The organism is Streptomyces sp. NPDC089424 (genome assembly GCF_044749345.1).
Classification (GTDB): domain Bacteria; phylum Actinomycetota; class Actinomycetes; order Streptomycetales; family Streptomycetaceae; genus Streptomyces.
Map to the genome: position 1 here is coordinate 974531 of NZ_JBIVHU010000002.1, position 21237 is coordinate 995767.

The 21237-nt window shown below is 72.6% G+C and carries 18 protein-coding genes; 10 read left to right on the forward strand and 8 right to left on the reverse strand.

The genetic code is table 11. The features are described from left to right. Window positions 1–102 precede the first annotated feature (102 nt). The gene (locus ACIP2X_RS11970; protein ID WP_401670855.1) at window positions 103–720 is read right to left on the reverse strand and encodes a LysE/ArgO family amino acid transporter; all 618 of its coding nucleotides are present in this window, start codon (window positions 718–720) and stop codon (window positions 103–105) included. Window positions 721–817: 97 nt separating this feature from the next. On the opposite strand from ACIP2X_RS11970, the gene ACIP2X_RS11975 reads away from it, so the two are divergent. Both ACIP2X_RS11975 and ACIP2X_RS11980 read left to right on the forward strand, forming a co-directional pair. Continuing rightward, window positions 818–1714 (forward strand): LysR family transcriptional regulator ArgP, encoded by an 897-nt coding sequence (locus ACIP2X_RS11975; protein ID WP_401670858.1) that lies wholly within the window; start codon window positions 818–820, stop codon window positions 1712–1714. A gap of 146 nt (window positions 1715–1860) precedes the next feature. Next, window positions 1861–2211 (forward strand): DUF488 domain-containing protein, encoded by a 351-nt coding sequence (locus tag ACIP2X_RS11980; protein ID WP_401670860.1) that lies wholly within the window; start codon window positions 1861–1863, stop codon window positions 2209–2211. 22 nt (window positions 2212–2233) lie between these two features. Here ACIP2X_RS11980 and ACIP2X_RS11985 read toward each other — a convergent pair whose 3' ends face one another. Continuing rightward, window positions 2234–3907 carry an FAD-binding dehydrogenase gene (locus tag ACIP2X_RS11985; RefSeq protein ID WP_401670863.1) on the reverse strand — a complete coding sequence of 558 codons (1674 nt, stop codon included), beginning with the start codon at window positions 3905–3907 and terminating at the stop codon, window positions 2234–2236. Beyond that, entirely contained in the window at window positions 3883–4530 is a 648-nt protein-coding gene (locus ACIP2X_RS11990) for a TetR/AcrR family transcriptional regulator (RefSeq protein ID WP_401670865.1), read from the reverse strand. Before ACIP2X_RS11990 ends, ACIP2X_RS11985 begins: the two co-directional genes overlap by 25 nt. Window positions 4531–4665: 135 nt before the next feature. Here ACIP2X_RS11990 and ACIP2X_RS11995 point away from each other — a divergent pair, with 135 nt between their 5' ends. The 3 genes from ACIP2X_RS11995 to ACIP2X_RS12005 are packed head-to-tail and all read left to right on the forward strand — an operon-like array spanning window position 4666 to window position 7341. Then, window positions 4666–5295: an alpha-ketoglutarate-dependent dioxygenase AlkB gene (locus ACIP2X_RS11995; protein WP_401670868.1), complete on the forward strand. Its 630-nt coding sequence runs from the start codon at window positions 4666–4668 to the stop codon at window positions 5293–5295. 54 nt (window positions 5296–5349) lie between these two features. Continuing rightward, window positions 5350–6096: an MBL fold metallo-hydrolase gene (locus tag ACIP2X_RS12000; protein WP_401670870.1), complete on the forward strand. Its 747-nt coding sequence runs from the start codon at window positions 5350–5352 to the stop codon at window positions 6094–6096. A gap of 9 nt (window positions 6097–6105) precedes the next feature. Further along, the gene (locus tag ACIP2X_RS12005; RefSeq protein ID WP_401670872.1) at window positions 6106–7341 is read left to right on the forward strand and encodes a DUF4032 domain-containing protein; all 1236 of its coding nucleotides are present in this window, start codon (window positions 6106–6108) and stop codon (window positions 7339–7341) included. A 1-nt stretch (window position 7342) separates the two neighbouring features. Here ACIP2X_RS12005 and ACIP2X_RS12010 read toward each other — a convergent pair whose 3' ends face one another. Further along, window positions 7343–8212 (reverse strand): universal stress protein, encoded by an 870-nt coding sequence (locus ACIP2X_RS12010; protein WP_401670874.1) that lies wholly within the window; start codon window positions 8210–8212, stop codon window positions 7343–7345. Between the two features lie 218 nt (window positions 8213–8430). Between ACIP2X_RS12010 and ACIP2X_RS12015 the strand changes: the two genes are divergently transcribed. From ACIP2X_RS12015 to ACIP2X_RS12025, 3 genes are read left to right on the forward strand one after another with little or no spacing between them, the layout of a single operon-like run. Then, window positions 8431–10107 carry an FAD-dependent oxidoreductase gene (locus tag ACIP2X_RS12015; RefSeq protein ID WP_401670877.1) on the forward strand — a complete coding sequence of 559 codons (1677 nt, stop codon included), beginning with the start codon at window positions 8431–8433 and terminating at the stop codon, window positions 10105–10107. Beyond that, window positions 10104–11564, forward strand: a complete 1461-nt coding sequence (locus ACIP2X_RS12020; RefSeq protein WP_401670880.1) for an ATP-binding protein — start codon at window positions 10104–10106, stop codon at window positions 11562–11564. The genes ACIP2X_RS12015 and ACIP2X_RS12020 overlap by 4 nt, the downstream gene beginning before the upstream one ends. Next, entirely contained in the window at window positions 11561–11917 is a 357-nt protein-coding gene (locus tag ACIP2X_RS12025) for a UBP-type zinc finger domain-containing protein (protein ID WP_401670883.1), read from the forward strand. Before ACIP2X_RS12020 ends, ACIP2X_RS12025 begins: the two co-directional genes overlap by 4 nt. Window positions 11918–11932: 15 nt before the next feature. On the opposite strand, the gene ACIP2X_RS12030 is transcribed toward ACIP2X_RS12025, so the two are convergent. From ACIP2X_RS12030 to ACIP2X_RS12045, 4 genes are read right to left on the reverse strand one after another with little or no spacing between them, the layout of a single operon-like run. Beyond that, window positions 11933–13123, reverse strand: a complete 1191-nt coding sequence (locus ACIP2X_RS12030) for an SGNH/GDSL hydrolase family protein (RefSeq protein ID WP_401672311.1) — start codon at window positions 13121–13123, stop codon at window positions 11933–11935. 41 nt (window positions 13124–13164) lie between these two features. Beyond that, on the reverse strand, window positions 13165–15528 hold the full coding sequence (locus tag ACIP2X_RS12035; RefSeq protein WP_401670885.1) for a glycosyl hydrolase family 95 catalytic domain-containing protein: 2364 nt from the start codon (window positions 15526–15528) through the stop codon (window positions 13165–13167). A 59-nt stretch (window positions 15529–15587) separates the two neighbouring features. Then, a complete protein-coding gene (locus ACIP2X_RS12040; RefSeq protein ID WP_401670888.1) occupies window positions 15588–17426 on the reverse strand; it encodes an alpha-galactosidase D in 1839 nt (612 codons plus the stop codon). Between the two features lie 43 nt (window positions 17427–17469). Then, entirely contained in the window at window positions 17470–18651 is a 1182-nt protein-coding gene (locus ACIP2X_RS12045; protein WP_401670891.1) for an ROK family protein, read from the reverse strand. A gap of 225 nt (window positions 18652–18876) precedes the next feature. On the opposite strand from ACIP2X_RS12045, the gene ACIP2X_RS12050 reads away from it, so the two are divergent. Next, a complete protein-coding gene (locus tag ACIP2X_RS12050; RefSeq protein ID WP_401670893.1) occupies window positions 18877–20223 on the forward strand; it encodes a CAP domain-containing protein in 1347 nt (448 codons plus the stop codon). A 54-nt stretch (window positions 20224–20277) separates the two neighbouring features. Continuing rightward, complete coding sequence (locus ACIP2X_RS12055) at window positions 20278–20955, forward strand: AIM24 family protein (RefSeq protein ID WP_401670895.1); 678 nt, start codon at window positions 20278–20280, stop codon at window positions 20953–20955. Window positions 20956–21237: the final 282 nt, after the last annotated feature.

The following is a 21237-nucleotide window of genomic DNA, read 5'->3' on the forward strand; positions in this document are numbered from 1 at the left end:
TTTCGAATCCGGGGATCACTATCGCAGGCCCGTGTGAGCGCTCACGTCCGGGTGGGCGTGCCCTCGTTCCGCCGCCCGGCCGGGCCGGCCGGGTCGGCGGACTCAGCCGCCGGCGATGAGGGTGACGCCGAGGACGATCATGGTGGCGGCGACCAGTCCGTCGAGCACGCGCCAGGCCGCCGGCCTGGCGAGCCAGCGGCCGAGCAACCGGGCGCCGAAGCCGAGCGCGGCGAACCAGCAGAGGCTGGCGGTGACGGCGCCGATCCCGAACGTCCACCGCAGCGGCCCCCGGTCGGCGGCGAGCGAGCCCAGCAGGAAGACGGTGTCGAGGTAGACATGGGGGTTGAGCCAGGTCATCGCCAGGCACATGAGGACCGCCCGCCGGCGCGAACCCGCCGTCTCGCCCTCCGTGCGCAGCGCCGCCCCCTGGGGCCGGACGACCCGGCGGGCGGCCAGGACGCCGTAGCAGATCAGGAAGGCGCCGCCGATCCAGCCCACGGCGGTCAGCGCGCCCGGCCAGGCCACCACCAGCGCGCCGACCCCACCGACTCCGAGGGCGATCAGGGCGGCGTCGGAGAGCGCGCAGATGCCGACCACGGCGAGGACCGCCTCGCGGCGGACCCCCTGGCGCAGCACGAACGCGTTCTGGGCACCGATGGCGACGATGAGTGAGAGGCCGGTGCCGAATCCGGCTGCCGCGGCGGAGAGAGCTGGGGACATGCTTCGACGCTACGGAGACGATCACTCTAGGTACAGCTAAAGATTCTTACGTATCCTTAGCGCACGTAATGTCGACAGCCACACGGGCGGGCGCGTGATGACGGAGCTTCCTCTCGACCAGGTGCGGACCCTCCTGGCGGTCGTGGACGAGGGCACCTTCGAGGCGGCGGCCGCCGCGCTGCACGTGACGCCCTCGGCGGTCAGTCAGCGGGTGAAGGCCCTGGAGCAGCGCACGGGGCGGATCCTGCTGATGCGCACGAAGCCGGTGCGGCCGACGGAGTCCGGCGAGGTCGTGGTGCGGCTGGCGCGCCAGCTGGGCCGGCTGGAGCGGGACGCGCGCGCCGAACTGGGCATGAGCGGCGCCGGGGAGGCGACCCGGGTGTCGGTCGCTGTGAACTCCGACTCGCTGGCCACCTGGTTCCTGCCGGCGCTCACCCGCGTCCCGCAGGATCTGCGGCTCTGCTTCGAACTGCGCCGCGAGGACCAGGACCACACGGCGGCGCTGCTGCGCGAAGGCCTGGTCATGGCCGCGGTGACCTCGTCGTCGGTGCCCGTGACGGGCTGCTCGGTGCGGGCTCTGGGCATCATGCGGTACGTGGCCGCGGCCCGTCCCGACTTCGCCGCCCGGCATCTGGACGGGCCGCTGCGCGAGACCCTCCCGGACGCGCCGGTCGTGCTCTTCGACCGGCGGGACGACCTCCAGGACGCGTTCGTCCGCCGGCTGCGGCGGGGCGGCGGCGCGAGCGCGGTACGGCACTACGTGCCGACCTCGGACGGCTTCGTCGAGGCCGTGGCGGCGGGCCTCGGCTGGGGGCTGGTCCCCGAGGTCCAGGCCGAGCCGCTGCTGACCTCCGGCCGCCTGGTCCGGCTCGCGCCGGACCGGGCGGTGGACGTGCCGCTGTACTGGCAGCAGTGGAAGCTGGACTCCCCCGCGCTGGCGACGCTGGCGCGGGCGGTGACGGCGGCCGCCGCGGAGGCACTGCGCCCGCGGTGACCCGGTAGGAGCGGGAACCGGCCGGTGCGTCCGATCACGGGTGGCCTCGACCGACACGGGTGGATCTCGGGCCGGGTTCCGCGGTGGCGTCCGCCCGCCGGGCGTACGCTCCCGTCACACCCCTCCCCGTGCGAAAGGCCGCCCGCATGAGTGTCCGAGTCCGACGAGTCTACGAACCGCCGGAGCCCGAGGACGGCGTACGCGTCCTGGTCGACCGGCTGTGGCCGCGCGGTCTGGCCAAGGACGAGGCCCGCGTGGACGAATGGCCCAAGGGGCTCACCCCGTCCACCGAACTGCGCCAGTGGTACCACGCGGGCGAAGGGTCCTACGAGGAGTTCGCGCGCCGGTACGAGGCGGAGCTCGCCGAGCCCGAGGCGGCGCGGCTCCTCGACGGGGTGCGCAAGACGGCGGCCGAGGGCACGGTGACGCTGGTGACCGGCTCGAAGAACCTGGAGCAGGGTCACGTCGCGGTGCTGGCCCGCCTTCTGGAGTCCTGAGGAAGGCGGGCCCTCGCGGGTGTCAGCCGGTCTGCCGGGCGGCCGCCCGCCCCGCCGCGCGGCCCGAGAACAGGCAGCCGCCGAGGAAGGTGCCCTCCAGCGCGTTGTAGCCGTGCACGCCCCCGCCCCCGAAGCCGGCGACCTCGCCCGCCGCGTACAGTCCGTCGATCGGCTGCCCGTCGGCGCCCAGGGCGCGCGAGTCGAGGTCGGTCTGGATGCCGCCGAGCGTCTTGCGGGTCAGCACGTGCAGCTTGACGCCGATCAGGGGGCCGGCCGCAGGGTCGAGGATCCGGTGCGGGGTGGCGACGCGGCCGAGGCGGTCGCCGATGTAGCGGCGGGCGTTGCGGATGCCCTGCACCTGGGCGTCCTTGCCGTAGGGGTTGGCCAACTGCGCGTCACGGGCCTCGATCTGACGGCGTATCGCGTCGGAGTCGAGCAGCGGCTTGCCGGTGAGGCCGTTCATCTTCTCGACGAGCTGTTCGAGACCGGGGGCCGTCACGAAGTCGGCGCCGTTGCGCAGGAACGCAGCCACCGGGCCGGGCGCGCCCTTGCCGAGGACACGTTCGCGCAGGAAGGCCTTGCGGTCCTTGGCGGTGATGTCGGGATTCTGTTCGGAGCCCGACAGCGCGAACTCCTTCTCGATGATGCGCTGGGTGAGGATGAACCAGGAGTGGTCGTACCCGGCGATGTCCTCGGTGGTGCGCAGGTACTTGAGCGTGCCGAGGGTGTCGTAGCCGGGCAGGCAGGGGTCGGGCAGCCGGCGGCCGAGGGCGTCGAACCACATCGAGGACGGGCCGGGCAGGATGCGGATGCCGTGGCCGGGCCATATGGGGTCCCAGTTCCGCAGTCCCTCGGTGTAGTGCCACATGCGGTCGCGGTTGACCAGCCGCACGCCCGCCTCGGCACTGATGTCGAGCATCCGTCCGTCGACGTAGGCGGGGACCCCGGTGACCATCTCGGCGGGCGGGGTGCCGAGCCGCTCGGGCCAGTGGCGGCGGACGACGTCGTGGTCGGCGCCGATGCCGCCGGTGGTGACGATCACGGCCTGGGCGGTGAGTTCGAACTCGCCGGCCCGGTCGCGGTTGGAGGCGACGCCGCGCGGGGAGTCGTCCTCGGCGAGCACCGTGCCGCGTACGCCGCGGGCGGTGCCGTCCTCGACGACCAGCTGGTCGACCCGGTGCCGGTGGTGGAAGGTCAGCAGCCCGTCGCGGGCGGCCTGCCGGGCGTGCTTGACGAAGGGTTCGACGACCCCTGTGCCGGTGCCCCAGGCGATGTGGAAGCGGGGCACGGAGTTGCCGTGCCCGTCGGCGCGCAGGTTCCCGCGCTCGGCCCAGCCGACCGTGGGCAGGAACTTGATGCCGTGCCCCTCCAGCCAGGACCGCTTCTCCCCCGCCGCGAACTCGACGTAGGCCCGCGCCCAGCGCACCGCCCAGGAGTCCTCGTCCTCGGTACGGTCGAATCCCGCGCTGCCCTGCCAGTCGCTCCAGGCGAGGTCGAAGGAGTCCTTCACGCCGAGCCGCCGCTGCTCCGGCGTGCCGACGAGGAACAGCCCGCCGAACGACCAGAACGCCTGGCCCCCCAGGTTGGCGGCGTTCTCCTGGTCGACCAGCGCGACCCGGCGGCCCCGGCTGGTGAGTTCGTGCGCGGCGACCAGACCGGCGAGGCCTGCTCCTACGACGATGACGTCGGCGTCCATGGCGATCGTCCCTTCCTGACTCGTCGGGGGGTGCCGCTGCCGTCGGTCAGCAGCGCGGTGAGCAGCTGCTGGAGCCACCGGCGCGCGTGCTCGACGTCCTTGTCCAGCAGCAGTTGGGTGGTGACTCCGTCGTACGCGGCGACCACCGCGTGGGCGGCGGCGTCGACGCCGCCCAGCACGGCGGGCAGTCGGGTGTGGGCGGGCACGGCACGCGCGAGCCGTTCGGCGATCGCGCCGCGCAGCCGGGCCCGGTGCTCCAGCAGGGTCTGGGCGACGGCCGCGTCACGCGCGGCGTGCACCAGGAAGTCCGTCTTGACCAGCAGCCAGTCCAGGTCGAGGAGCAGCACCTCGGTGACCCGGTCGACTGCGGCCGGGACGTCGAGGTCGGGGCCGTCCTCGGCGAGCGCCGCGGAGACCTGCTCGGCGATCAGGTCGGCACGCTGCCGGTAGAGGGCGAAGAACAGCTCGTCCAGGCTGGCGAAGTTCGAGTAGAAGGCACCCCGGCTGTAGCCGGCGGCCTCGCACACCTCCTCGATCGACACCCGCCCGAAGCCCTTGGCGGCGAACACGTCGAACGCGGCGTCCAGGAGGTTGGCGCGGGTGCGGACGCGCCGCCTGGTCACGCGCCCCGCCGTGCGCTCACCGTCCACTCCTGCCCACCCCTCGTTCGATACGCGAATGTATCCGATACACCGGTGCATCCAAAGGGTCCCGACCATCTTGGAACACTTATTCGAATCGGGGTTACGCTGGGAGCCATGACCAGGCACCTCCAGGGATCGCTCTTCGACCAGACCGACGAGGTCCGGCTCGGCCCCCTCGACGGGCTTCGCCGTACCGTCCTCGGCTCGGGCGCCTGGATCGACGTGCTGCCGGGGTGGCTCGCCGGGGCGGACGCCCTCTTCGAACACCTGGCGGCCGAGGTCCCGTGGCGGGCCGAGCGCCGCACCATGTACGACCACGTCGTCGACGTACCCCGGCTGCTGGCGTACTACGGCGCGGGCGACCCGCTCCCGCATCCGGTGCTGGCCGAGGCCCGGCAGGCGCTGTCCGGGCACTACGCGGGCGAGCTGGGCGAGCCGTTCGCCACGGCGGGGCTGTGCCACTACCGCGACGGCCGGGACAGCGTGGCCTGGCACGGCGACCGGATCGGGCGCGGGGCCCGGGAGGACACGATGGTCGCGATCCTGTCCGTCGGCGCACCCCGCGACCTGCTGCTGCGCCCGATGCACGGCGGCGGCCGAACCGTGCGGCGCCCGCTCGGGCACGGCGACCTGATCGTGATGGGCGGCTCCTGCCAGCGCACATGGGAGCACTGCGTGCCGAAGTCCACCCGCGCCACCGGGCCGCGGATCAGCATCCAGTACCGCCCCCGCGGAGTGAACTGACCCCCATCTGATTTGCTGTCCCCGTCGGGAGCGAACTCACCAGGCGGGACGATCATGCAGGCAGACGTGCGGGAAGTCGCCGAGGGAATCCACCTCGTACACGGCAGCAACACCAACTGGGTCATCATCAAGGACGGGGACGCCGTCACCCTGGTCGACACCGGCTACCTCGGGGACCGCCCCATGCTCCTCGACTCGCTCGCGGCGGTGGGCAGCGCGCCCGAGGCCGTGACGGCGGTACTGATCACCCACGCCCACAACGACCACCTGGGCTCGGCCGAGTACCTGCGCGCGACGTACGGCACGCCGGTGTACCTGCACGAGGCGGAGGTGCCGCACGCGCGCCGGGAGTTCCTGCACCAGGTCTCCGTGGGCCAGGTGCTGCGCAACGGCTGGCGTCCGGGCGTGCTGCCGTGGGCCGTGCACGCACTGCGGTCCGGCGGCACCGCACACCTCCCGGTGGCCTCGCCCGAGCCGTTCCCGGTGGCGGGCCCGCTGGATCTGCCGGGGCGGCCGGTGCCGGTGCACACGCCCGGCCACACCGAGGGACACGCGGTCCTGCACCTGCCGGACGCCGGAGTCGTGATCTCCGGGGACGCGCTGGTCACCGGCCACGCGACCACGCGTGTGAAGGGCCCGCAGCTGCTGCCCGACATGTTCCACCGCGAGCGAGTGCGGGCACTGGCCTCGCTGGAGCTGATCGAAGCACTGGCGGCCGACGTGCTGCTGCCCGGGCACGGGCCGGTCCACCGGGGATCCGTGCCCGACGCCGCCCGCCGGGCGCGGGAGCGCGCCCTCTAGGCTCGCGCCATGGCTTTGCAGATCAGCGCCACCAATCCGGAGCACCCGGCACTTCTGCTGGAGCTGCCGTGGCAGCTGCCGCTGGCGGAATGGCCCGAGGAGTACCTCGTGCTGCTGCCCCGCGGCATCTCCCGGCACGTGGTGCGCTACGCCCGCGCGGGCGGGGAGATCGTCGCCGTCAAGGAGCTGGCCGAGCGCCCCGCCCTGCGCGAGTACGAACTCCTGCGCGACCTGGACCGGCTCGGCATCCCCGCCGTGGACCCGCTCGGCGTGGTCACCGGCCGCACGGACGCGGACGGCGGCCCGCTGGAGTCCGTGCTGATCACCCGGCACCTCGGCGGCTCGATGCCGTACCGGTCGATGTTCGAGACCACCATGCGCCCGGCGACCATGCACCGGCTGATGGACGCGCTGGCGGTGCTGCTGGTGCGGCTGCACCTGGCCGGCTTCGCGTGGGGCGACTGCTCGCTGTCCAACACCCTCTTCCGCCGGGACGCCGGCGCGTACGCCGCGTACCTCGTCGACGCCGAGACCGGTGAGCTGCACCCCCGGCTCAGCGACGGCCAGCGCGACTACGACCTCGACCTCGCCCGCGTCAACATCAGCGGTGAGCTGCTCGACCTGGAGGCGTCCGGCGCGCTGCACCCCTCGGTCGACGCCATCGCGTTCGGCACGGAGATCTGCGCCCGCTACCACGACCTGTGGCGGGAACTGACGCGCACCTCCGTCTACCCGGCGGGCAAGTACCACTACATAGAGCGCCGGATACGCCGCCTGAACGACCTGGGGTTCGACGTCGCGGAGATGCAGATCGAGCACTCGTCCAACGGCGACACCGTCACCTTCGTGCCCAAGGTCGTCGACGCGGGCCACCACCAGCGGCAGCTGCTGCGCCTGACCGGGCTCGACACCGAGGAGAACCAGGCCCGCCGGCTGCTGAACGACCTGGAGAGCTGGATGGCCACCCAGGACGACCACGCGCCCGGCGACCCCGGTGCCGCCCGCCCCGAGGTGCTCGCCCACCGCTGGGTGCGGGAGGTGTTCCGGCCGACCGTGCGCGCCGTGCCGATGGACCTGCGCGGCGCGATGGACTCCGCCGAGCTCTACCACCAGCTCCTCGAACACCGCTGGTACCTCTCGGAGCGGGCCCAGCACGACATCGGTCTCGACACCGCGGTCAAGGACTACGTCGAGAACATCCTGCCGCGGGCCCGTGAGCCGCTGGAGACATCCGGACCCGAGTGAGTCACACGGGCGGCACGACCGCCACGGGGCACGGCGCGTGGTGCAGGACGCCGTGCGCCACCGACCCGATCCTCGACCCCACCGCCGTCCGGCGCGCACGCCGGCCCACGACCATCAGCTGGGCGCGTCCCGCGACGGACAGCAGCACCTGCCCCGCGCTGCCCATCTCCACGTGCTCCACCACGTGCACGTCCGGGAACCGCTCCCGCCACGGCTGCACCGCCTCCCGCAGCGCCTTCGTCTCGTAGGGCTCCGGCCCGCCCGCCTCGTCCAGCAGCTTCAGCGAGCCGGGGCTGTAGGCGAACACCGGGGGCAGCGTCCAGGCCCGTACCGCCCGCACCGCCGCCCCGCGCGCGGCGGCCGTCTCGAAGGCGAACCCGAGGGCATCGGCGCCGTCCTGCGCGTCGCCCTCGTGGCCGACGACGATCTCGCGGCCGTCCACCTCGCTGGTGGCGCGGTCGCCCGAGCGCACCAGCACCACCGGGCGTGACGTCCCGGCGATGACCTGCTGCCCCACGGAGCCGAGCAGGAAGCCCACGACCCGGCCGTGCCCGCGGGACCCGAGCACCAGCATCCGCGACTGATCCCCCGCGGCGGCCAGCACGTCGGCGGCGTCGCCCTCGACCACGTCGGTGGTCACCTCCAGGCCGGCGTACCGGCCCCCGACGGACCGCACGCCCGCGTCCACGGCCTCCCGCACCCACCGTGCCTGCGTCTCGTGGTCGCCCTGGACCGCCTCGTGCGGCTCGAACCGCCAGGCGTGCACCACCCGGAGCGCCGACCCGCGCCGTACCGCCTCGCGGGCCGCCCAGGCCAGGGCGGCGAGGCTCTCCTCGGATCCGTCGAACCCCGCGGTGATCGGGCGCGTCATCCCGGCTGCCTCCTCATGTGGCTTTCCCGTGCGTCACGCCCAGTCTTCCGCACACCGTGGGCACGAGCAGCGAGGGGGAGGCGGGACAGAGCGGCCCCGCCGTCGCCCCGGGGCATGCCTGAGCGAAGCGGCGCGATCGAACATACGATGGCCGGAGCCGGGTGCGGTGACGAGGGGGACGCCGCGTCCTGACAACGACCACTCGGGGTGGGAGACGCATGGCAGAGGCCGCCGACACAGCGCGGACCGTCATCTTGACCGTGGACGACGATCCGGGGGTCTCCCGTGCGGTGGCACGGGACCTCAGAAGGCGCTACGGCCAGTCGTACCGGATCGTGCGCGCGGAGTCCGGCGAGTCGGCGCTGCAGGCGTTGCGCGAGCTGAAGCTGCGCGGCGACCTGGTGGCGGTCATCCTCGCCGACTACCGCATGCCGCAGATGAACGGCATCGAGTTCCTGGAACAGGCCCTGGACGTGTACCCGGGTGCGCGCCGGGTGCTGCTGACCGCGTACGCCGACACCAGCGCCGCGATCGACGCGATCAACGTCGTCGATCTCGACCACTACCTCCTCAAGCCGTGGGACCCGCCCGAGGAGAAGCTCTACCCGGTCCTCGACGACCTCCTGGACGCCTGGCGGCGCAGCGACTACCGGCCCGTGCCGAGCACCAAGGTGGTCGGCCACCGCTGGTCGGCGCGTTCGACGGACATCCGCGAGTTCCTGGCCCGCAACCAGGTGCCCTACCGCTGGTACTCGGCCGAGGAGCCCGAGGGGCAGCGGCTGCTGGACGCCGCCGGCGTGGACGGGCAGCGGCTGCCGCTGGTGATCACGCCGGACGGCACGCCGCTGGTGGAGCCGGAGCCCGCCGAACTCGCCGCCCATGTGGGGCTGGCCACGACACCCGACGCCGACTTCTACGACCTGGTCGTCATCGGCGGCGGCCCGGCCGGTCTCGGCGCGGCGGTGTACGGGGCCTCGGAGGGGCTGCGGACGGTGCTCGTCGAGCGGTCGGCGACCGGCGGTCAGGCCGGGCAGAGCTCACGCATCGAGAACTACCTGGGCTTCCCCGACGGGGTCTCCGGCGCGCAGCTCACCGACCGGGCCCGCCGGCAGGCTTCGCGGTTCGGCGCGGAGATCCTCACCGCGCGTGAGGTGACGGCGCTGGAGGTCAACGGGGCCGCGCGGGTCGTGCGGTTCTCGGACGGCTCGGAGATCGCCGCGCACAGTGTGATCCTGGCGACCGGTGTGCAGTACCGGCAGCTGGCCGCCCAGGGCTGCGACGAGCTGAACGGCTGCGGGGTGTACTACGGCTCGTCGCTGACCGAGGCGTCCTCCTGCCAGGGCCAGGACGTGTACATCGTGGGCGGCGCCAACTCGGCGGGGCAGGCTGCGATGTACCTGGCCCGGGGCGCCAAGTCGGTGACGCTGCTGGTGCGCGGGCAGTCGCTGGCGGCGTCGATGTCGTACTACCTGATCCAGCAGATAGAGCAGGAACCGAACATCTCGGTGCGCTGCGGCACGGTCGTCGAGTCCGCGCACGGCTCCGACCACCTGGAGCAGCTGACGCTGTGCGACACGGCGACGGGCCACACCGAACTCGTCGACGCGCAGTGGCTGTTCGTCTTCATCGGCGCGGCGCCGCTGACCGACTGGCTGGACGCCACGGTGCTGCGCGACGAGCGCGGGTTCATCCTGGCCGGCCCCGACCTCACGCCGGACGGGCGGCCCCCGTCGGACTGGGAGCTGGACCGGCCGCCGTACCACCTCGAGACCAGTGTCCCGGGGGTGTTCGTGGCGGGCGACGCGCGCGCCGAGTCCGCCAAGCGGGTCGCGTCGGCCGTCGGGGAGGGCGCCATGGCCGTCATGCTCGTCCACCGTTATCTGGAGCAGTCATGAGTGGTCGGCAGATGCCGTGCAACCCCCAGGAGATCGGCTCCCTGTTCCTGTTCGAGCGGCTCACGCCGGAGCAGCTCGGACGGCTGTGCGCCGCGGGGCGGGTGGAGCGGTACGAGGCCGGGCCGGTGTACACCGAGGGCGACCCCGCCACCTGCTTCTACGTGATGATCGAGGGCACGGTCGTGCTGTCCCGGCGGGTCGGCGCGGACGACGTCGAGGTCACCCGGACCTCGCAGAGCGGGGTGTACGCCGGCGCCATGCAGGCCTACCTCGGCGACCGGGTGCGGCAGGTGTACAACAACTCGATGCGCGTGACCGGGCCGACGCGCTTCTTCATCCTGCCCGCGGACACCTTCGCGAGCATCATGCAGGAGTGGTTCCCGATGGCGGTCCACCTGCTGGAGGGGCTGTTCTTCGGCTCGAAGACCACCCAGCGGATGATCGGTCAGCGCGAACGGCTGCTGGCGCTCGGCTCGTTGTCGGCCGGGCTCACCCACGAGCTCAACAACCCCGCCGCGGCGGCGGTCCGGGCGACGTCCTCGCTGCGGGAGCGGGTCGCGAAGATGCGGCACAAGCTGCGCGTCATCTCGGCGGGACCGTATCCTCGCGAGGCCCTCGCCAACCTCATCGAGATACAGGAGCGCACGGCGGAACGCGTCGCCAAGGCTCCCGCGCTGAGCCCCCTGGAGGCCGCGGACCGTGAGGACGCCGTCGGCGACTGGCTGGAGGAGCACGCCATCCCCGACGGCTGGCGGATCGCGCCCACCTTCGTCCAGGCCGGCCTGGACCTGGACTGGCTGGACCAGATCGCGGCCGCCGTGGACGAGGAGATCCTGCCGGGCGCGATCGGATGGCTCAACTACACGGTCGAGACCGAGTTGCTGATGGACGAGATCCTGGACTCCACGACCCGGATCTCCCACCTGGTGGACGCGGCGAAGCAGTACTCGCAGCTCGACCGCGCCCCCTACCGGATGGCCGACGTGCACGAACTCCTCGACAGCACGCTGCTGATGCTGTCGGCCAAGATCGGCCCGCAGATCAAGGTCGTCAAGGACTACGACCGTACGCTGCCGAAGGTGCCCGCCTATCCGGCCGAGCTCAACCAGGTGTGGACCAACCTGATCGACAACGCCGTCTCCGCGATCAACAGCGACGGCGGCGAAGGGGCGTTGACGGTGCGCACGGCGCGCGACCGCGAGTGCCTGCTGGTGGAGTTCCGCGACACCGGTCCCGGGGTGCCGCCCGAGATCCGGGACCGCATCTTCGACCCCTTCTTCACCACCAAGCCCGTGGGCGAGGGCACCGGGCTCGGCCTGGACATCTCCTGGCGGATCGTGGTCAACAAGCACCACGGCACCCTCCAGGTGGAGTCCGTGCCGGGCGACACCCGCTTCCAGGTACTGCTCCCGCTCACCGCCACCGAGGACGAGACGGCCCCCGAGGAGTCGGCATGACAAGTGACATCAGCGGCATCGACCCGAGCGTCCCGCCCAGCGGGGCGGGCTGCGCGGAGTGCGACGAGGCCGGAGGGTGGTGGTTCCATCTGCGGCGCTGCGCCCAGTGCGGGCACATCGGCTGCTGCGACTCCTCGCCCGCCCAGCACGCCACCGCGCACTACGAGGCCACCGGGCACCCGGTGATGCGCAGCTTCGAACCGGGCGAGCGGTGGTTCTGGAACTTCGCGACCAAGGAGGCGTACGACGCCGGGCCCGACCTGGCGCCTCCGGTGTGCCATCCCGCGGACCAGCCGACGCCGGGCCCGGCCGGCCGGGTGCCCGCCGACTGGGCCCGCGCGCTGCGGCAGTGAGGTCCGGCCGCCGGGTCAGTGCGCGCCCCCCGGCGCCCCTGTGCGGGGCCCGTCGGCGCATTCGAGGCTCTTGAGGTCGACGGCGTCGGCGAGCGCCTGCATGCCCTTGTCGTTGGGGTGCAGGTGGTCGCCGTTGTCGAGGAACGGCATCATCCGCTCGGGGTCGTAGGGGTTGCGCAGGATCCGGTCGAAGTCGGTCACCGCGTCGAACGTGCCGCTGTCCCTGATGAACGCGTTGACCTCCTGGCGTACCGCCTCGGCGGCCGGGTCCCACTCCGACCAGCCCTTGAAGGGCCCCACGGTGGCGCCGACGACGCACTTGCCCGCCGCGTGCGCCCGCTCGGCGAGCTCCCGGTAGCCGCTGATGAGGTCCGCTGCGGTGACGCCGGTGTGGGCCTTGAGGTCGTTGACGCCCTCGAACACGAAGACGGTGCGGACGCCCAGATGGGACAGCACGTCCCGCTCCAGCCGGTTGAGGGCGCTCTGCCCGGCCCCGTCGGCCAGGACCTTGTTGCCCGAGATCCCCTCGTTGGCCACGCCCCGCACCGTCGCCCCGGGCGCCGCCGCGAGCCTGCGGGCGAGGTAGTCGGGCCAGCGCCGGTTCAGGTCGGTGCTGGACTCCCAGCCGTCGGTGATGGAGTCGCCGAGGGCGACCACGGCGCCGGTCGAGGCGCCGGTGCGCACGGTGACGGCGTCGAGGTAGAACCAGGAGCCGATGGTGTCCGTGAAGTGACCGGCGCCCTCCTCGGCCGTGTGGTCGCCCTGTGCCGCGTACGAGGTCTGCATGGCCATGCCGTGGCCGGTCGCGGGACCGGCCGCGTCGGGACTGTGCAGGCTGATCACGAGGTTCAGGCCTGCGGCGGCCCTGCCGGGCAGCGGGTCGCTGAGGACGGTGGCGCCCGCGGGGACGCTGACGGAGCGCGCGCCGCCGAAGGTGATCCGCCGGTTGCTGCCGGGGACCAGCGCGGCACCCGCCCGCTGGACGCCGGCGTGCACGCTGTCGAAGGTCACCGGCCGGTCCCCGAAGGCGTTGGAGAGCCGGACGCGCAGCTGGTCGCCGCCGACGCTGGTGCGCACGACCAGCCGGTAGCTGCGGTCGGCGACGGCGTCACCGAGCCGGTCGGCGCCGGCTCCCCAGGTGACGACGTCGTGCCGGGCAGGCGCCGCCTGCGCGGCCACCGGGACCTGCGGCACCGACGCCAGCAGCAGGACACCGATGACGCCTCCCAGGCGTGCCCCGCGGCCGCTCACCGGCCGAGGTCCTTCAGTGTGACGGACTCACCCGGCTTCAGCGTGACCGTGCGGGAGGTGCTCCCGTACGCCACGGTCGTGCTCCGGCCGCCGACGCTGCGCAGCCGGACCGAGGTCGGCCGCCCGTCCCGCCACTGGAGGTCCACGACGAAGCCGCCGCGCGCCGCGACGCCCTTGAGGTGGCCGGACGCGGCCCAGGCCGGGGGAAGGGCCGGGAGGACCTCCAGGTGGCCGGGGCGCGAGTACAGCAGCATCTCGCTCAGGGCGGCCGGGGTGCCGAAGTTGGCGTCGATCTGGAAGATGCCGCGGCCCTGCTCGACCTCGTAGATGTCGAACAGGTTGAAGGCGGTGCCGTTGGTGCCGCCGGTGGACGGACGCAGATTGTTCACAATGAGCTGGTAGGCCTTCTCGGCGTTCTTCAAACGGGCCCAGCACAGCGCACGCCAGGCGTTGGCCCAGCCGAAGCTGTTCATACCGCGCGCCGTGAGCTGCGCGGTGGCGCCGTCGACGATCTCCTTCGGCGTGGATCCGTCGGGGCGGATGCGGTCGCCCGGGAACAGCCCGACCAGCCCGGACAGGTGCCGGTGGGTCGTCTCGCCCAGGTTGTCCGGCGACATCCACTCCTGCAGCCAGCCCGTCTTCGGGCTCACCTCGGGCAGGTACAGCTTCTTGCGCAGGCCCGCGATCGTGGCGGCGTAGCCGGTGTCCCTCCCCAGCCGGGCGGACGCCTCGCAGAAGTTGCCGAAGAGCGCCCAGACCATCTCCTGGGAGTAGGTGTTGCCCTTCGCGTCCTGCGGGCCGTGCTCGGGCGACCAGTCGCTGTCCGCGATCAGCACTTCACGGGAGGTGCCCGGCGCGGTGGCGGTCAGCAGCCGCGTCTCCCAGAACTCGCAGGCTCCCTTGAGCAGCGGATAGATCTTCGCCAGGTGGTCAGCGGACTGGGTGTACTCGTAGTGCTCGAACAGGCTGTTGCAGAGCCAGGCGTTGCCCGTGGGGTGCCACCACCAGCCGTTGCCGCCGTACGGGTTGGTGGAGAAGGCCACCGTCCAGCCGGCGATCCGCCCGCTGGAGTTGCGGTAGCGGTTGCGCGGGTCGTTGAAGTGTTCTTGCGTGAGCTCGGTCCAGGACGGGAGCTGGGCGAGACAGTAGTCGGTAAACGCGTCGAAGCAGGGGGACAGTCCGGTGCGGTCGGCCATCCAGTAGTTCATCTGGACGTTGATGTCGGTGTGGTAGTCGCCCATCCAGTCCGGGTCGTTGCCGTCCAGCCACAGTCCCTGGAGGTTCAGGGGGAGGCTGTCGCGGGAGCCGGAGATCATCAGATAGCGGCCGTACTGGAGGTAGGCCGCCTCCAGTTCGGGGTCGGGGACGTCGTCGCGGGCGCGTGCCTTCAGCCGCTCCCAGGTGTCCAGCCCGCGCTGCTCGGCGCTCGACTCGCCGAGGGAGAGGTCCAGTCGGCCGTACAGGTCGCGGTAGTCGGCGACATGGGTACGCAGGAGGGTCCCGGCCGGGTGGGCGGCGGCGTCGCGCACCTTCGTCCGGGCCAGCCGCTCGGGGTCGAGGGACGGATCACGGTAGCCCGTGCGGGCGTCGGGCGCGTAGTTGGTGCCCGCGCTGACGACCACCGTGAGTTCCGCGCAGCCGGCGAAGTCGATCCGGGTGCCGTTCACGGCGACCCGGCCGCCGCTGCCGCGTGCGGTCACGGCGGCGCCGTAGCGCAGCCCGTTCGCCAGTGCCGCCCCGAAGGACTCCGCGCCCGGCTGCTCGCCGTGGGTGCCGTCCAGGGTGATGGTGCCGGTGTACCGGCCGCCGCCGCTCTGGGTGAAGTGCAGCACGATCACGTCGTCGGGCCGGCTGGCGAAGATCTGCCGCCGGTAGGTGACCTTGGAGCGCACGTAAGAGGAGGCCACGACGCCCTGGGCCAGGTCGAGGGAGCGGCGGTAGTCGGTGACGGCCGACAGGTCGTGGTCGGGGATGTCGACGGTGAGCCGGGCGAGCAGCGTGAAGGAGCCGAAGTCGGCGCGGCCGTAGGGGAACTGGCCGTCGGCGTCGAGGGTGTCGTTGAGTCCGCCGGTCCACATCGTGGCGTCGGTGAGGAGCAGCAGTTCGCGGCCGGGGTCGTTGCTCGCGAGGGCGCCGATGCGGCCGTTGCCGACGGGCAGGCCCTGCTCGATCATCGAGTGGGCGTCGCCCGGGGCCCGCCACCACAGGGTGTCGCGCGCGGTGCCGGTGGGGAGCGGGGCGTCGGCGGCGGGGCGCCGGGGGGCGGCGCTCGCGGTGAAGGCGGGCAGGCCGGCGAGGGCGGTGGCGAGGCCGGCCGTGGTGGCGGCGGAGAGCAGGGTTCTTCTGCTGGGTTCGGACATACGGCGGCTCCGGGTGCGAGGGGGGAGAGGGACCCGGCCGGCGCCGGGTCCCTCGGGGTTCAGAGCGACTTCGGTACGTCGATGCGGTCGATGTCCGGCGCGTAGCCGGTGCCGCTGTCGAGCGTGATCGTGTTGGCGCCCGCCTTGAGCTTCACGGGCACGCTGACGGTGGCGGCGGTTCCCCAGTCGCCGGTGGAGGCGAACTTGTGGCGCACGGCGCCGGCCCCGTTGGCCGAGACGTCGAGGGTGCGCGGGTCACCGCTGACGTAGGCGACCTTGACCTGGTAGGTGCCGGCCTTGGCGACGACCACGTCGTTGAAGGTGAGCTTGCCGCCGAGGTAGAGGTTGCCGACCTTGTGCTCGCCGGAGCAGGCGGAGCAGTCGGCGACGGAGGCGTTGCCGCCGAGGGTGTTGGCCTCGGATTCGGCCTCGTAGGCGGTCGTGGTGACGGCGGTGCCGCGCGGGGTGACGGTGAACAGCCGGGAGCCGTGGGCGGGCAGGGCCTCGGTGATGCCGCCCCGGTGCGAGCCCAGGTTCTCGTGGTTCCACAGGTCGCGCACGTCGGCCTTGCCGGTGAAGCCGAGCATGCCCCAGTCGGCGGTGACGGCGGCCGGCGCGTCGCCGAGGTTGAACAGGGCCACCGTGTAGGTGCCGTCGGGGTTCTTCGCCGCCCACACCTGCTGCGGGTCGGACGGCGTGACCGGCTTCGCGGGCGGCGTCGCGGCCTGGTTGAGGGCGATGACCTCGCGGTTGGTCAGCAGGGACAGGCCGTAGGAGTCGAGCCGGGTCAGGTCGTCGCCGCTGAACAGCGGGGACTTGGCGATGGCCCACAGGGTGGCCTGGCTCTGCCGTTCGGCCTTGGTCAGGCCGCCCATCTCGCCGTTGCCGACGACGAGCGCGTCGAGGTCGTTCCAGCCGCCCGGCCCGGCGTGCCGGCTCCAGGCGGGGGCGTCGTCCCAGCGGTCGACGACGCTGTTCTCCCAGGTCGCGAGGGTGTTGCAGTAGCACTCGACGTCGGTGTCGATGCGCCAGCCGTTGGAGTACTTCTTCCAGTCCGCGACGTGCCCGATGTCCAGGGACCAGGACAGTTCGAGGTGGATCGGCCGGCCGGCGGCGGCGATGGCCTTCTGCCAGGCGGCGACGTCGGCGACGTTGTCGTAGTTCTCGCCGCTCTTGAAGGAGCCGGGGCCGACGCCGTCGAGCTTGAGGAAGTCGTACCCCCAGTCGGCGAAGAGCCGGGCCTGGGAGTCGATGTACTTCTGGGCGCAGGGATCGGAGAAGTCGATCTTGTAGGCGCTGTCCCAGCCGTTGGTGGTGCGCAGGTCGTCGTGCACGATGTCGGCGGTGGTGCAGCCCTCGGCGTTCCAGATCGGCACCTTGCCCTCGCCGTACGCCTCCTTCTCCAGGCCGACGGGGAGGTAGATCCCCGCCTTGAGACCCTTGGCGTGGATGTGGTCGGCGACGGCCTTCATGCCGCGGGGGAAGCGGTCCGGGTCGGCCTTCTGGCGGCCGTGGTCGTCGAACCAGGGCTTCCACGCCTTGTCACGCCACCAGCCGGCGTCGATGTTGACGTACTCGTAGCCGTACCGCTTCAGCTTCGTCGCCATGGCGTCGGTCTGCTTCAGCACGTTCGCCTCGGTGAGGTAGCTGTAGTCGCCGTCCGGGTTGAGGCCCGGGTACTTCGACGACTGCATGCTCCAGCTCGACCAGCCCATGTAGGGCTTGGCGGCCAGGGCCGGGGCGGCGGCAGCGGCCGCGGCCCGGTCGGGGGCGGCGGTGCCGTCCGGGGTCCGGGCCTGGGCGGCGGGGACGGCGGTGGCGAGGCCCGCCGTGAGGGCGAGGACGACGACGGCTCTCAGGCCACGTGCGGGCAGGACGGAGTACGAGGGTGACCGCATGGGTCGTACCTCCTGGGTTCGGTACAGCTGGGGGCGGGTCGGGCTAGTTGGGGTCCGTGGTGATGAAGCTCTGGATCGCGGTGGCGGCGGCGCCGCGTGCCCATTCCTCGAAGGGCAGCGGCCGGGTCCGTACCGCGCACCGGGCGGCCGAGCCGAAGGCGGCCGCGGCGAAGGCGTCGCGGATCTGTTCGGCGAACAGGTCGTAGGCGGCCAGTCCCTCGCCGGAGATGGTCACCAGCTCGGGTCCGAAGAGATTGGCGACCGTGGCGATGCCCCGGCCGATGGCCTCGCCGGCGCGCGCGTACACCGCCCGGGCCCCGGCGTCGCCCGCGTGGGCGAGGGCCAGGGCCGCGTCGGCGTCGGCGACCCGGACACCCGTCGCCTCCCTGACCCCGGCGACGATGGCCTCCTCCCCGGCGATGGCCTCGACGCAGCCTCGGTTGCCGCAGTGGCACGGCGGGCCGGCCGGGTCGATCGCCACGTGCCCGATCTCGCCGGCCACGCCGTGCGCCCCGGAGACGACCCGCCCGTGCACGACGAGACCGCAGCCGATACCCGCGCCGACGGTGACCACGGCGAAGTCGGACAGGCCCACCCCGGCGCCGAACCACTGCTCGGCGACGGTCAGGGCCCGGACATCGTTGTCGACGGTCACCGGCAACCCGGTGGTCATGGCGGCGAGTTCGGCGAGCGGGACGTCGTGCCACTCCAGGAACGGCGAGTAGCGCACGGCACCCGCCGCGCGGTCGACGTCGCCGGAGACCGCGAGTCCGATGCCCCGTACCGGGACGCCGAAGCCGTCCGCCTCCGTGAGCAACTCGCGCACCAGTTCCGCGAACTGCGCCAGGACCGGCTCGGGGGCGCGGGCGGGCAGCGGGAGGTGGCGTGCCACCCGGATGCGGCAGCACAGGTCGGTGAGGACGCCGATGAGTTCGTCGCCGGTCACCTTGACCCCGATGAACAGCGCCCGGCCGCCGTCGACCCGCACCGGGTTCGCCGGCCGGCCCAGCGCGCGGCGGGCCTCGGCCTCCTCGTCCGCGTCCTCCACCAGGTAGCCGGCCTCGATGAGGGGCCGGACCGCCTTGGTCACCGCGGCGGCGGACAGCCCGGTCCGCTCGGCCATCTCGGAACGGGTGAGGGGGCCGTGGGACAGGACGGTGGTGAAGATCTGCGAGGCGGCCGGCGTGGGGACCGGGAACACCTCGGCAGGGGTGGTCGAGGGCATGGCGGGAACCTAGGCGGCTTATTTTCCGCTGTCAATGAAAGAAGCAGGAATCAACAGAAGATAGAGTTGAGTAGCCCTCAGGCTTTCAATTCATAGCCGGACAGGACTTGTTGCGGGTCTATCAAAGGCGTCTTCCGGCCCGGGAACCGCCGGCCGTCGGCGTGCGTTCTTCGGCAACGACACCCCTGGACCCTCCATCGCGACGGACACCGGCAGGGCGGCAGCATGAGCGAGTTGGTCCCCGGAGGCAACGCACCACTCCCGGGCGGTGCCGTGACCGTGCGCGTGCCGGGTCCCTTCGACCTGTCCGCGCTCGTCACCGACGACGGCCGCAAGGTGCGCGGCGACGGCGATTTCGTCTTCTTCAACCAGCCCGCCGCCCCGGGGGCCGTGCTGCGGGGCGACACGCTCACGGTCGACCCGCCGCGGCTGCGCGCCGGGGCCACGCGCGTGACGGTCGTCGTCAGCCCCGCCGACCCCACCGTGCCGCTGGGCAGCCTTCCGGTCCCCACGCTGTTCATCACCGACACGCACGGCCGCCACGTGGCCCGGTTCACTCCCCCACGCCCGAGCCAGGAGACGGTGCTGCTGCTCGCCGAGCTGTACCGGCGCGGCGCGGACTGGAAGGTGCGGGCACTCGGGCAGGGATACGCCGACGGACTGGCGGGCCTTGCGCGCGACTTCGGCGTCGACGTCGTGGACGACGGCGCCCCGTCGGCCCCTTCGGCCCCCGTCCCGGCCGGGGCACCGAGCGGCGGGCGTCGGGCCGCCCCGCCCCGCCCACCGTCGGACGCGGAGGCGCCGGGCTTCCTCCCCCTCGTCAACTCCACCCGTGCTCGCGCCGGTTCGCCGCCCGTCTCGCTCGACGCGCGCCTGGCCGAGGCCGCCCGGCGCCATGCCCTCGCCATGGCCGCCGCCGGCCGGCTCGGCGTGGAGGGCGGCGACGGCGTCGCGGTCCACCAGCGCGTGACCGCCGCCGGATTCGCGTACCTCACCGTCGGCGAACATCTGGTCTCCGGCCCGCGCACCCTCACCGAGTTCGTCGACCACTGCCTGCGCACCGAGAGCCTGCGCCGCACCCTGCACGAGCCCGCCTTCACCCACGCCGGGCTCGCCTCCGCCGTGGGCGGCCCGTCCGGGGACACGTTCTGGACCGCGCTGTGGGCGACTCCCCTCACCCCTGCCGGTCTCATCCGCGCGAGGACCGACGTCATCGCCCTCACCAACCACGAGCGCGCCCGCGCCGGTCTGCCGCAACTGACCCCCGACCCGGCGCTGACCAGGGCCGCGCAGGCGCACAGCGACGACATGGTGGCCCGCGGCTTCTACTCCCACACCGCGCCGGACGGCAGTCGCCCCTGGGACCGGGCCGCCGCCGCGGGCTCCGCCCGCCGCTCGATCGGCGAGAACATCGCCTGCGGCCAGCGCTCCCCCGCCGAGGTGGTGACCGGGTGGATGAACAGCCCCGGGCACCGCGCCAACATCCTGGCACCGGGCTTCACGCACATCGGCATCGGGTTCACGGGCGGCGGCCGGTCGGGCACGTACTGGACCCAGTTGTTCGGCGGCTGAACCGGTTCGGCGGCCGATGTTGGCAGAACGGCATACACCGGACAGGATGCCCGTATGAAGGGTGACCTCTTTTCCAATGAGCACATGGTCCAGCCCGCGCAGGCGCCGGGCATGACCGTCGAGAACGCCAAGTGCATCAGATACGCCGTCAACGGCGAGATGCTGGCCCGGCAGGGCGCGATGATCGCCTACCGGGGCAACCTCGCCTTCGAGCGCAAGGGCCAGGGCGTGGGCGGCATGCTCAAGCGCGCGGTCACGGGTGAGGGGCTGCCCCTCATGGCGGTGCGCGGCCAGGGCGAGGCCTGGTTCGCGAACGAGGCGCAGAACTGCTTCGTCGTCGACGTCGAGCCGGGCGACGAGTTCACGGTCAACGGCCGTAACGTCCTGTGTTTCGACGCCACGTTGTCGTACCGGATCGCCACGGTGAAGGGCGCGGGCATGACCGGCGGCGGCCTGTTCAACAGCGTCTTCAGCGGGCAGGGCAGGCTCGGCCTGGTCTGTGACGGCAGCCCGCTCGTCATCCCGGTCTCGGGGCAGTACCCGGTGTACGTCGACACGGACGCGGTGGTCGGCTGGACCGCCGGGCTGCAGACCTCCCTGCACCGCTCGCAGTCCATCGGCTCGATGCTGCGCGGCGGTTCGGGTGAGGCCGTCCAGCTGATGCTCCAGGGCGAGGGGTACGTCGTCGTGCGGCCCAGCGAGGCCTCGCCCCACAAGGCCCAGCAGCACTGAGCGGACCGGGCCCCGCACGAACCGGAAGTGGACGCACCACGCGAGCAACCCCCCGGACCGTACTGACGTCTTGATCGACAACAGCGACGCCCTGGCCCCTCGGGCCAGGGCGGTTTCCCCCCGACCGTGCCGGACGCCGTTTCGGCAGGCGGGACACGCCGGCACGGACTGACGGAACGTCAAAACCGGGCCGCCGGGCGAATAGGCGCTCAGGACGTTGAACACACTCCGTGGCGCCCCGCGTACCTCTGGAAAAGGTGAGAGCCAGGCGTTCAGAGGGAT